The organism is Bradyrhizobium niftali, assembly GCF_004571025.1.
GTDB lineage: Bacteria > Pseudomonadota > Alphaproteobacteria > Rhizobiales > Xanthobacteraceae > Bradyrhizobium > Bradyrhizobium niftali.
Map to the genome: position 1 here is coordinate 106,765 of NZ_SPQT01000024.1, position 12,018 is coordinate 118,782.

General features: G+C 65.4%; 12 protein-coding genes. 9 read left to right on the plus strand and 3 right to left on the minus strand.

All coding sequences use genetic code 11. The annotated features are described in order from the left end of the window. The first annotated feature begins 44 nt into the window (after positions 1–44). The 4 genes from E4K65_RS33100 (at position 45) to E4K65_RS33115 (ending at position 4,219) form a co-directional block, all read left to right on the plus strand. Positions 45–575, plus strand: a complete 531-nt coding sequence (locus tag E4K65_RS33100; protein ID WP_025575745.1) for a hypothetical protein — start codon at positions 45–47, stop codon at positions 573–575. 36 nt (positions 576–611) lie between these two features. Beyond that, a complete protein-coding gene (locus tag E4K65_RS33105; RefSeq protein WP_135177694.1) occupies positions 612–2,012 on the plus strand; it encodes an aspartate ammonia-lyase in 1,401 nt (466 codons plus the stop codon). 252 nt (positions 2,013–2,264) lie between these two features. Then, positions 2,265–3,233: an NAD(P)H-dependent flavin oxidoreductase gene (locus E4K65_RS33110; RefSeq protein ID WP_025575747.1), complete on the plus strand. Its 969-nt coding sequence runs from the start codon at positions 2,265–2,267 to the stop codon at positions 3,231–3,233. Positions 3,234–3,445: 212 nt separating this feature from the next. Beyond that, entirely contained in the window at positions 3,446–4,219 is a 774-nt protein-coding gene (locus tag E4K65_RS33115; RefSeq protein WP_025575749.1) for a thioesterase family protein, read from the plus strand. 421 nt (positions 4,220–4,640) lie between these two features. Here E4K65_RS33115 and E4K65_RS33120 read toward each other — a convergent pair whose 3' ends face one another. Further along, the gene (locus E4K65_RS33120) at positions 4,641–6,203 is read right to left on the minus strand and encodes an AMP-binding protein (protein WP_135177695.1); all 1,563 of its coding nucleotides are present in this window, start codon (positions 6,201–6,203) and stop codon (positions 4,641–4,643) included. Positions 6,204–6,311: 108 nt separating this feature from the next. Between E4K65_RS33120 and E4K65_RS33125 the strand changes: the two genes are divergently transcribed. The 4 genes from E4K65_RS33125 to E4K65_RS33140 all read left to right on the plus strand — a co-directional run bounded on the left by E4K65_RS33125 (position 6,312) and on the right by E4K65_RS33140 (position 9,434). Then, positions 6,312–7,277 (plus strand): NAD(P)H-dependent flavin oxidoreductase, encoded by a 966-nt coding sequence (locus E4K65_RS33125; RefSeq protein ID WP_167771345.1) that lies wholly within the window; start codon positions 6,312–6,314, stop codon positions 7,275–7,277. 222 nt (positions 7,278–7,499) lie between these two features. Continuing rightward, entirely contained in the window at positions 7,500–7,748 is a 249-nt protein-coding gene (locus tag E4K65_RS33130) for a hypothetical protein (RefSeq protein WP_092186600.1), read from the plus strand. Between the two features lie 137 nt (positions 7,749–7,885). Then, positions 7,886–8,605 (plus strand): hypothetical protein, encoded by a 720-nt coding sequence (locus E4K65_RS33135; RefSeq protein ID WP_167771346.1) that lies wholly within the window; start codon positions 7,886–7,888, stop codon positions 8,603–8,605. A 139-nt stretch (positions 8,606–8,744) separates the two neighbouring features. Next, on the plus strand, positions 8,745–9,434 hold the full coding sequence (locus E4K65_RS33140; RefSeq protein ID WP_135177697.1) for a hypothetical protein: 690 nt from the start codon (positions 8,745–8,747) through the stop codon (positions 9,432–9,434). Between the two features lie 3 nt (positions 9,435–9,437). Here E4K65_RS33140 and E4K65_RS33145 read toward each other — a convergent pair whose 3' ends face one another. Together E4K65_RS33145 and E4K65_RS33150 are read right to left on the minus strand one after the other, a co-directional pair. Next, positions 9,438–11,018 (minus strand): GMC family oxidoreductase, encoded by a 1,581-nt coding sequence (locus E4K65_RS33145; RefSeq protein WP_135177698.1) that lies wholly within the window; start codon positions 11,016–11,018, stop codon positions 9,438–9,440. A 186-nt stretch (positions 11,019–11,204) separates the two neighbouring features. Beyond that, on the minus strand, positions 11,205–11,429 hold the full coding sequence (locus tag E4K65_RS33150; RefSeq protein ID WP_025575760.1) for a cysteine rich repeat-containing protein: 225 nt from the start codon (positions 11,427–11,429) through the stop codon (positions 11,205–11,207). Positions 11,430–11,663: 234 nt separating this feature from the next. Here E4K65_RS33150 and E4K65_RS33155 point away from each other — a divergent pair, with 234 nt between their 5' ends. Then, entirely contained in the window at positions 11,664–11,954 is a 291-nt protein-coding gene (locus E4K65_RS33155) for a hypothetical protein (RefSeq protein ID WP_025575761.1), read from the plus strand. Positions 11,955–12,018: the final 64 nt, after the last annotated feature.

Consider the following 12,018-nt stretch of genomic DNA (forward strand, 5'->3'; position numbering starts at 1 on the left):
CGCAGTACTTTGCCGCTGCGCCGGCTTCGGCTACGGTTGCCATCATGATGGTTCGATCCGGCAATCCGGCCGTGCGGTTCGGGACGCTGACTTCAGCAGTGCTGCTGCTCCTGCTGGGTGCTGGCGGGACTGGATGGCCGCAATCCGCGCCGCCATCGCTCGGCCTCCAGGAGCAGGGGCCGCAGGCTGCGCCGCCGCCGTCAACGCCTGCCCCGCCGGCGCGCGAGGAAAATCCCGGGCTGATCAACGAAATGGGCAAGCTGTTCGACAAGCTGCCCTCGATCCTGCCGCCGATCAAAAGCCCTGGTGAGACCATGAACGACCTGTCGCGGCTGGCGAGACCCTCGACCATGGTCTCGGGGCGCGTGGCCTGTCCGGTCTCGTCGAACGGCGCGCCGGATTGCAAGCAGGCCGCCGACCAGCTCTGCCAGGGCAGGGGCTACAAGGAAGGCAAGAGCCTCAACGCCGACTCCGCCGAGAAATGCTCGGCCAAGGTGCTCATCCCGGGCAGGCAACGCAAACCGGACGACTGCCGCACCGATACTTTCGTGACCAGCGCGCTGTGCCAGAACTGACGTGACGACGACGCGCGCGAGCAACCAGGAGCGCCCATGAGCCGTACGGAGCAGGATTTCCTCGGACAGCGTGAGATAGCCGACGACATTTACTACGGCGTCCAGACCATCCGCGGGAAGGAGAACTTCCACATCACCGGCATTCCGATGAATCAGGAGCCTTACTTCGTGAAGGCGCTGGGTTACGTGAAGAAGGCCGCCGCGATGGCCAATCGCGATCTCGGCGCGATCGACGCCAAGGTGGCCGATGCGATCATTCTCGGCTGCGACCGCGTGATCGCCGGTGACATGATGAATCAGTTCGTCACCGACTTCATCCAGGGCGGCGCCGGCACCTCGACCAACATGAACGCCAACGAGGTGATCGCCAACCTCGCGCTGGAATCGCTGGGCTTCAAGAAGGGCGACTACCAGCACGTCAGCCCGAACGATCATGTGAATTACGGCCAGTCGACCAACGACACCTATCCGACCGCCTTTCGGCTGGCGCTGATCCTGCGGCTCGAGAGCTACATGACGGCGCTGCGCCAGCTCCAGGAGGCGTTCTTCGCCAAGGGCAGGGAGTTCGATCGCGTGCTGAAGATGGGCCGTACGCATCTTCAGGACGCAGTGCCGATGTCGCTCGGCGCTGAATTCCGCGGCTGGGGCACCACCATGGGCGAGGAGGTCGATCGTATCTCCGAGGCGCGGGCGCTGCTGCGCGAGATCAACCTCGGCGCAACCGCGATCGGCACCTCCGTCACCGCTGCGCAGGGTTATCCCAAGCTCGCCGTCCGGCATCTGAGCGCGCTGACCGGCGTCGACTTCATTCTCGCCGGCGACCTCGTCGAGGCGACCTCGGACACCGGCGCCTATGTGCAGCTCTCCGGCGTGCTCAAGCGCACCGCAAGCAAGCTCACCAAGATCTGCAACGACATCCGGTTGCTGGCTTCGGGCCCGCGCGCCGGCTTCAACGAGATCAACCTGCCGCAGCTCCAGCCGGGCTCCTCGATCATGCCGGGCAAGGTCAATCCCGTGATCCCCGAGGTCGTCAACCAGACCAGCTTCCTCGTCATCGGGCTCGACACCACGGTGACGCTCGCCGCTTCCGCCGGCCAGCTCCAGCTCAACGTGATGGAGCCGGTGATCTCGTTCGCGCTGTTCTTCTCGATCCGCACCATGGAGCGCGCGGTCAACAGCCTGCGCGAGAACTGTGTCGTCGGCATCACCGCCAACGAGGACCACACCCGCAACATGGTGCTGAACTCGCTCGGCATTGTGACCGTGCTGAAGCCGCTGCTCGGCTACAAGCAATGCGCCGAGATCGCGCGCGAAGGCTACAAGAGCGGCAAGTCGCTGCACCAGATCGTGGTGGTCGAGCGCAAGCTGCTGACGCAGGACAAGTGGGACGAGATGTTCTCGTTCGAGCGGCTGATCAATCCGGATTTGATTGGGTGATTTCTCGTCGTCATTCCGGGGCGCGCGAAGCGCGAACCCGGAATGCATTTCGCCACGCGTGCTGAGGTCCGACGGATTCCGGGCTCGCGCCATTCGGCCCGCCCCGGCATGACGGAAGAGGAATTCCGCGGTTTGGAATTGCGGTAACGGCATCCGCCACGGCGGCAAAACGCAATACTTGACAGTGGAAAGATTGCCTTGTTGGTATGGCTCCCAACTTCGATTTGACCGCCAATAGAGGATCGTTTCGCGATGTCCATGCCTGCCTTGTTCAAAGGGCGCCTGTCGATCCCCGTGATCGGCTCGCCGCTCTTCATCATCTCGGTGCCCGATCTCGTGATCGCGCAATGCAAGGCCGGTGTGGTCGGCTCGTTTCCGGCACTGAACGCGCGCCCGCCCGAGCTGCTCGACGAATGGCTGGCGCGGATCACCGAAGAGCTCGCGGCCTATGACCGCGCGCATCCCGACAAGCCGTCGGCGCCGTTCGCGGTCAACCAGATCGTGCACAAGTCGAACAACCGGCTCGATCACGACATGCAGCTCTGCGCCAAGTACAAGGTGCCGATGATCATCTCCTCGCTCGGTGCGCGCGAGGAGCTGAACCAGGCCGTGCACGGCTGGGGCGGCATCATCTTCCACGACGTGATCAACCAGAAATTCGCGCACAAGGCGATCGAGAAGGGCGCCGACGGCCTGATCCTGGTCGCGGCCGGTGCCGGCGGCCACGCCGGCACCATCTCGCCGCTCGCTTTCGTCGCCGAGACGCGCAAGTGGTTCGACGGCCCGATCGCGCTGTCGGGTGCGATCGGCAACGGCAAGGCGATCCGCGCCGCGCGCATCCTCGGCGCCGATTTCGCCTATATCGGTTCGGCCTTCATCGCGACCAAGGAAGCCAATGCGGTCGAGCGGTACAAGGAGATGATCGCGGGCTCGACGGCCGACGACATCGTCTATTCCAACCTCTTCACCGGCGTGCACGGCAATTACCTGAAGCCCTCGATCCTCGCCGCCGGCATGGATCCGGAGAACCTGCCGACGTCCGATCCGTCCAAGATGAATTTCGGCACCGACGCCTCCGGCGAGCGCGCCAAGCCGAAGGCCTGGAAGGAGATCTGGGGCTCGGGCCAGGGCATCGGCAGCGTCGAAGGCATCGTCCCCGCCGCCGACCTAATCGCGCGCTTCAAGAAGGAATACGACGAGGCGATCGATCCGCCGTTGTGATGTGCGGCTGTGGGTCGGACCGGCCCACGTCTCCTCCGTCGTCCCGGCGAAGGCCGGGACCCATACCGCGTGATGTCTCGGGTTGCGGAAGGTAGGCGTACCGAACGATGAGTCTGCGCCAAACCACTCCCTGTGGTTATGGGTCCCGGCCTTCGCCGGGACGACGGCGCAATTTTGGACTCCTGGCGTTCCAGCCAAACGAGATTTAACCGATGACCGCCATCTACCGCGTCGACGGCAACAGCGTCGTCACCAGCCCTGATGCCGCAGGTCCCTGGGACCGGCGCATGCAGCACGGCTCGGCGCCGGCGTCGCTGGTGACATGGGCGGCCGAACGCATCCCGACGCCGGTGCCGATGGCGATTGCGCGCGTCACCATCGACCTGATGCGCCCGGTGCCGGTGGCGCCGCTCACGATCGCGACCGAGATTTTGCGCGAGGGCCGCAAGATCCAGCTCTGCGAAATCAAGCTGCTCGCCGACGGCGTGCAGGTCGTGGGCGCCACCGTGCTCAAGATCAAGACGCAGGCGCAGGCGCTGCCGGACGAGGTCAAGGAGCTGCCGGTGACCTTGCCGTCGCCGGAGGATTCACTGGTCGAGGACGGTCATGCCGCCACCAGTCCGTTCGTGCGCTCGGTCTCGATGCGCGCCGCGCGCGGCCGCTTCGGCCAGGCCGGTGCCGGGGCGGTCTGGTTTCGCGTCGACCATCCCTTGATCGAGGGCGAAGCGATCTCGCAGGCGATGCGCGCAATGGTCGCCGCCGATTTTTCCAACGGCACGGCTTCGACGCTCGACTTCCGCGCCTGGACCTACATCAACGCCGATCTCACCGTGAGCTTTGCGCGCCAGCCGGTCGGCGAGTGGATCTTGCTGGACGGCGACTCCTGGATCGGCCCCGACGGCGCAGGGCTCGCCATGTCGCGGCTGGCGGACCGGCAAGGCTATTTCGGTCGCGCGGTGCAGAGCCTGGTGATCGAGAAGCGGTGAGCGTGACGGCAAGCGCCGTGATCGCTGCTTGAGCCGATTGAACGGCAGACTTCCGCCGCCGCGGAAGGGATGCCCTGGTCGCGAGCCTCTTCTTGTCCGGAGGTCTCTGTTCGACGCCAGCGTCCTGCCAGTTCAACTGCCGTAGACGATCTTGATCTCCCACAGCAGGACAACAATGGCCGTGATCAACGTGATGGCGGCCAACGCACTTTCCAAGGAAGCGACTCTCATCTGATACTCCGCTTCCCAGCCCCGTCAGCGGTCTATTTGATTCGTTGATTCGCCTGCAATCGTGCGGACGGCGTGGCTGCAAAGTCCCTTCCGCGCTGTTGTTCGCCGGTCACAGCGACACCGTAGAATCCCGGGGGCGGGCGCGGGAGGCTGTACGGTGCTGCCTGCCACAAGTTGCAGATCGAGATGACTACCCCACCATCCGGTCCCGCCCGCTCCAAAATCCCGCGCGCAGCACCTTCTTGTCGACCTTGCCGACGCCGGTCATCGGCAATTGCTTGACGAACTGGATCTGCTTTGGCGCATGCGCCGAACCCTTTCGCGTCTTCACGAAATTGATCAGCTCGCCTGGATCGGGCCTTGCGCCTTCGCGCGGCACGACGATGGCGATGACGGCTTCGCCCCATTTCTCGTCGGGGATGCCGACGACCGCGACCATCGCGACATCCGCATGCTGAGACAGCACGTCCTCGACCTCGCGCGGAAAGATGTTGAAGCCGCCGGAGACGATCATGTCCTTCTTGCGGTCGAGGATGAACATGTAGCCGCGCTCGTCCTTGCGCGCGATGTCGCCGGTGTGGACCCAGCCGTTCTTCAGCGTCTCGGCCGTGACGTCAGGCCGCTTCCAGTATCCCGCCATGACATGCGGGGCGCGCACGCAGATCTCGCCGGCCTCGCCCGTCTTCACCTCCTGGTCGTTGTCGTCGAGGATCCTGACCTCGCAGGCCGCGATCGGGAAGCCGCAGGACAGGAACAGCTCCGGCGTCCTGGGATCATGGTCCTTCTTGCGCAGCACCGAGATCGGATAGCATTCGGTCTGGCCGTAGAGCTGCGAGAACACCGGCCCGATCCGTTCGATGCCCTCGATCAGCCGGCTCGGAGACATCGCGGATGCGCCGTAGAGCACGAGCTCGAGCGAGGAGAGGTCGGTCCTGCCCAGCGCGGGATGGTCGAGCAGCACGTAGATCATGGTCGGAACGAACAGCGTGAAGTTGATGCGCTCGCGCGCGATCGTCGCCAGCACGGCCTCGGGATCGAAACCCTTCAGCATGTGCACGGTGCCGCCGCGCATCAGGGTCGGCAGCACCTTGGTGCCGGCGACATGGCTGATCGGGGCGACCGCGAGATAGCGCGCACCTTCCGGGATTTCGAAGTCGGCGAGAATCGCGGCGGCGGCCCCGGCATTTTCGCGATGGTAGCGCAGCGCGCCCTTGGATTTGCCGGTCGTGCCGCCGGTGTAATTCAGCGTGGAGAGATCGTCAGGGCCGGCGAAGCAATGCGCGCCGGCATGGCCTTCGATCTCGATCGCCTGCAACAGATCGACGCCATAGTCGGCCGGTCCCATGGTGAAGACCGCCTTGAGGCGACCCGCCTGCGCGGCAAGCTCGCCGCCGCGATCGCGGAATGCGGCCGCATCGACCACCAGCACCTCGGCCTCGGAATCCTCGAGCTGGAACAGCTGGTCTCCGCGTGATCCCAGTGGATGCAGCCAGGTGATGCAAAGCCTCGATAATTGCGCCGCGACACCCGCGCACCAGGTGTCGGCACGGTTCGCGGTGAGGAAGGCGACGCGTGCACCGGGCTGCAATCCAAGCCGCATGAACACGCCCTGGATGCGCCCGATCAGGTCGATGGTGCCCTGATAGCTCAGCGATCCGCCGGGCCAGACGAAAGCGGTGTGGCCCGGATAGCGCGCCAGCGCCTGCAGCGTCTGCGCACAAGTCGGTGGCGATGCGTGGAGCGGATCGGACATATGTTTCCTCGTTGCTTTGTCATCGGCTTCTGGCGTGCCAATGTTTGCCGTAACGCTAGCACAGGGAATGCGGGATGGAACGGCAAAGCCCGCGCGAGGGAGGCATGCGTGACGTCAGATCGACTGCAACGTTTCCGCGATCGCCTCGCTCTGCCGCTGATCGCCGCGCCGATGTTTCTGGTGTCGGGCGTCGAGCTCATGGTCGCGGCCTGCGGCAACGGCGTGATCGGCAGCTTTCCGAGCGCGAATTGCCGTAGCACGGAACAATTCGACGAATGGCTCACCGCCATCGACGCGCGGCTGCGGCAGCATGAAGATCAAGCCGGCCGCAAGGCTGCGCCGCTCTGTCCAAACCTGATCGTGCACCGCTCCAATGCGCGGCTGGAGCAGGATCTCGCCGCGCTGCTGCGGCACAGGCCGGAGATCGTCATCACCTCGGTCGGCTCGCCCGCGCCGGTGTTGCAGCCGCTGCATGACGCCGGTGCGCTGGTGCTGGCGGATGTCGCCTCGATCCGCCACGCCGAACGTGCGGCGGAAGCAGGTGCTGATGGGCTCGTGCTGCTCACCGCCGGCGCGGGCGGGCAGACCGGCTGGCTCAATCCGTTCGCCTTCGTCCGCGCGGTGCGCGCATTCTACGACGGCATCATCGTGCTCGCGGGTGGCATCAGCGATGGCCGCGCGCTGCATGCCGCGGAAGTGCTCGGCTGCGATCTCGGCTACATGGGCACGAAATTCATCGCGACGCGCGAGAGCATGGCGGACGATCGATACAAACGGATGCTGGTCGAGAGCAGCGCCGACGACATCCTGCTGACCACCGCGTTCACGGGACTTCAGACCAGCATGCTGAAGCCGTCGATCGTCGCTGCGGGGCTTGATCCCGACGACCTGCCGGCGCGCGGGGCAATCGACATCGCCAAGGACATCGACGTTACCGCGCGGGACAACCGGCCCAAACGCTGGCGCGATATCTGGAGCGGCGGGCACTCGACGTCCGGAGTGACCGATGTGCTCGCCGTCGGCGATCTCGTTGCGCGGACTCTTGCCGAATACCGCGAGGCGGGTGGGCGGTAGCTGGGCTCCGTCATGCCCGGGCTTATCCCGGGCGCATCCACGTTCCTTGCCGCAGGTGAGACGTGGATGGCTGGGGCAAGCCCGGTCATGACGATGCGGAGACTTCCGGCCCCGTCACAGTGAATCCCGCATAGCTCCATTCCCCCCACTTAACGGCGGATTAACCATCGCCCGCCCAGAATCCCCCTCAAGGCCGCCAATCAGGACCGAGAGGGACAGGCGATGGACTTCGATTTTCTCAACTCCAAGACGGCGGCTTCGCTGGACGAAATCCGCGTCCGCGTGGCCCATGCGCTGGCCCGCCACCCGCTGTGCCGCAATGTGCGCTTCGACATCGTCAGCGTCCCCCGCACCCGTCGGGGCGGCAACTGGACGGTGACGCTGCAATCGGTCGAGCCGCGCGCGGTCTGGGAAGCCTCCGAGATCGTCGCGGACATCCAGGATGCCTACGATCTGGCGCTAGCGGCCTGATTTTGCTCGGCTTTTTAGCCATGTCGCCATAGGCATGGTGATTGTCGCCGCAAAGGCACACTCAAGCCTTAATTCGTTCCTTTTTCCCGGGCACCGTTGACAACATCGTGAACCGCCCCTCCCCGTCGGAGAGACGTTTGTCCAAAGCCATCACCATCGTCGTTCTGACCTGTTTCCTCGTCCTCGGTGCCGCCACCACCGCTATTCTCGGACGCGATAGCGTGCCCAGCGTTAGTGCCGAGATGATCACCCAGGCCCCGCCGAAACCGCTCGCGACCAATCGCGCCGCCAAGGCCGACCGTCTGGTTCCGACCCTGGCGCTGGCCTCGGCCGCGATCGAGCCGGTCCTGGTGCCCGCCGACAGGCTTGCGCAGGCGCCCGTGTTGACCGAGCCGCTGCGCCAGGCCTTTGCCGCCGCCACTCCGTCCGATATTCCGATGCCCAGGACGGGTTCATCGGCGAACGTGAACGAGGCGCCCACGGCGGAAGTTCCCGCTGTCGAAGTCCCGGCCAAACCGAAGGTCGTCGCCAAGCCGCAGCCGCAGAAATCCTATTCGCTGCTCTCCGACGTCCAGATTTCGGGCATCAAGGATCGTCTGAAGCTGTCCTCGTCGCAGGAATATTACTGGCCTTCGGTCGAGACTGCACTGCGCAACGTCGTCCGCAGGATCCAGGCGAACAAGCTGTCGAATCCGAACGCGCCGCCCGGCGCGCAGATCGATCCGAACTGCGACGAGGTTCAGCAGTTGAAGTCGGCCGCGATGCCGCTCCTGTTCCAGCTGCGTGACGACCAGAAAGAGGAAGTGCGCAAGCTCGCCCGCATCATTGGGCTGGAGAAGGTCGCGCAGCAGATCTGACGCGCGGTTTCCCGAAGAGATCATGCTCAAACAATGAGCCAAGGCGCGATGGCGAGCCATCGCGCCTCGGGGAACCGCCGATATCAGGAACATCCGGCAATCTCCAGGCGTTGCCCGCTCCAAAAGAGGGAGTGGACCAGTGCGCGCCTCGACAGCCTATTTCGTCGGTGCAGGAACCATCGTCGCGGCCATCGCCATTGGTCTCGGGGGCGGCATCGTCGCCGGCAACATCATGAATCCGGTCGCGCCCAAGCAGGGGCCGGATACAGGCAAGATGGCGCAGCGCGCCGAAGCCGCTACCGCGCCGGCCCAGAGCAATGCGCCGTCGGAGCGCGTGCAATATCTCACCGGCTCGCAAGCCTTCGGCACCATGACCACTGCGCCCGCGCAGGCGCGGGGCGATGCAAAGCCAGAGACAAAGCCCGACGACACGCAGGCCACTCAGGCGAACGCCGCACCGCCTGCGCCGCAGCCATCGCAAGCGGCCGCAGTCGAGCCGGCGAAGCCGGCACCGCCATCGCAAGCCGCAAAGCCCGTCGAGCAGCAGGCTTCGACAGAGCCGCCCCCGTCACCTGACAACGCTTATGCCAAGGCGAGGGATTCTGACGTGAAGCGCGCCGCGTCCGAACGGCGCCGGATGGATCGCCGCGAGCGTTGGTCCGAGCGACACCGCTATGACTCCCGCGATCCACGCGACATGCGCGACCGGACCGATTGGGACGACGTGGCCCGCAACATTCGCGAAGACTCACACGCGCGCGATTACGCGGGCCGGCCGCGTGGCGGCTTCCCGCAGATCAGGCTGTTCGGCCCCGACGACGACGACTAGCGCCTAACCCAGGATCGCGGCCGCTGCGCTCTCGGCAATCAGGATCGTCGGCGTCTGGATGTTGCCGGAGACCATGATCGGGATCACCGAGGCGTCGGCGATATGCAAGCCGTCAATGCCGCGCACCTGCAACCGCTGCGGATCGACGACGGCGAGATCGTCCGTGCCCATCCGGCAGGTCGAGGCGGCGTGATAGAGCGTGGTGCAATGGCCGCGGATATAGTCGGCGATCTCCGCATCGCTCGCGGCTTCCGCGCTCGGCGTGACCTCGCCCTCGATCATCTCCTTCAGCGGCGATTGCGCGGCGATGCGGCGGTTGATGCGCACGCCTTCGATCATGGTCGCGATGTCGCTGCCGCTCGCATCCGACGCGAAATAGCAGGGGTCGATCGCGGGATGCTCGATCGGATCGGCCGAACGCAGCGTGATCCGGCCGCGGCTGTTCGGCCGCTGCAACGTCGCATGCAGCGTGATGCCCGGCCTGGACGACAGGAAGCGGACATAGTCGCGGTGCGGGCTGATCGCGCCGTAGAGCTGGAGGTCGGGCTCGACATCGGGGCGGCTACGCACATGCGCGCCGGCGGCGACCCAGGGCGAGCTGCGCGGACCGCTGCGGCTGGTTTCCCACTCGGCAAGGCTCGCGGCCAGGCTTTCTTCCGTCCAGGCGCCGACGCCGATCTTCTCCTTCGTGTAGAAGGTGATGGGAATGTTGATGTGGTCCTGGAGATCCCTGCCGACGCCTGCCAGCTCGTGCACGACCTCCACGCCGGCCGCCTTCAATTCGTCGGCAGGACCTACGCCCGACAGCAGGAGTTGTTGCGCCGAGCCGATGGCGCCGGAGGCGAGCACCACCTCGCCGGTCGCGAAGGCGCTCTTCGGCTGCCCGTTCTCGAGATATTCGACGCCGATCGCGCGGGAGCGCTCGATGATGATGCGGGTTACGCGCACGCTTGTCTTCAGCGTGAGATTGGCGCGCGTCAGCGCCGGGCGCAGATAGGCCTTGCCGGTGCCGAAACGTTCACCGTCCCTGATGACGAACTGGAAAAAGCCCGCACCTTCCTGGCTGGCGCCGTTGAAATCGGGATTGTGCGGAAGCCCTGCGGCCTGCGCCGCCTCCAGCCATTTCAATTCGTTCGGGTCGACATGGGGAACGTCGGCGACGTACAACGGCCCGCTCGTGCCGTGCAAGGGATCGTCGATGAAGCGCGCATTGTTCTCGAAGGCGATGAATTTCGGCAGCACGTCGCGCCACGCCCAGCCGGCGCATCCCGCCTTCTCCCAGCCGTCGTAATCGGAAGGCAGGCCGCGGATATAGATCATCGCATTGATTGCGCCGGAGCCGCCGACCATCTTGCCGCGCGGCCAGAAAATGCGCCGGCCGCGGCAGCCCGCCTGCGGTTCGGTATAGTAGCTCCAGTCGACCGCCGTGTTGAACATTGTCGGCCAGTCCGACGGAATGTCGGAAGCGCGCGGCGCCGCCCGGCCTGCCTCCAGCACCAATACCTTGCGATGTGGATCGGCCGACAGCCGGTTGGCCAGCACGCAGCCGGCCGAGCCGGCGCCTACGATGATCGTGTCGTACATTGAATGGCACTCCGAGGATCACAGCGTCGTGACGCGGAGTGCTTGCAAGAATTGTGCTTTGCGTGCGACCTCGTCATTCCGGGAGGCGTGCACAGCACGCAGGCCCGGAATCCATCTATCCGCAGAGAACGTGGCGAGATGGATTCCGGGTTCGCTCCGTTGGAGCGCCCCGGAATGACGACTGGTTCAGCCCCCGTGCGACTCCACGACCTTGCGGCAGCCGTCCGAAAGCTTCGACTTGTTCTCGCGCAGGCAGGCGTTCATCTGCGGCGGCTTGCCGACATGTTCGGCGCAGAATTTGCTGGCGTCGCCGCGGCAGGCCATCTGCTCCTGCAGCGTCGGACCGGATTGTGCTGCGGCGGGCAGGGCGGTGGCGGCGAGCAGCAGCGCGGCAAGAACCGAAATCTTCATAAAGCACCTCTTTGGGATTGTCGGTGGTCCCGTTTGGGATCGAGCGGGCGGACCATCTCGCGAAGGCCTGGTGCCGGTCCATGCCATGTTCATGGCATCGGCTCGCGCTCCTGGCCTCCGTACCCCCATCTTCATGGCATGTATCCGTGCGCCGTCTTTTGCCATTCAGACTGCACGTCGGCTGCGAAACCCGGTGATTGCACCGGGACGCCGAACGGGAAGCAGGAGAGCAAGATGTCGAAAAGAGCGGGAGCGCTGAGTGCCGGGCTGACGATCATGGCGCTGGCGGGTGCTGCGATGGTGTCGCTGGGCACGAGCCCGGCGCAGGCGGTGGTCTATTGCAAGACGGTCGGCGTGCCCAAGGGCTGCGTGGTGCGGCCGACGGCGGCGGTGGTGGTCGCGCCGGGAGCCCCGGTCGCGGCAGTTGCGGTCGCGACGCCCGGCGTCGGTGCGCCCGGTGTCGGCGTACGTGCCGGCACGCCGATGAATCGCGGCGGTCCGGTCAATCGCGTCGGCATCCGCTGACGATCTCGTTCGATTGAGTTGATTGCATCGCTTCGGGCGAAGGGATGACTTGCGGACGACCACC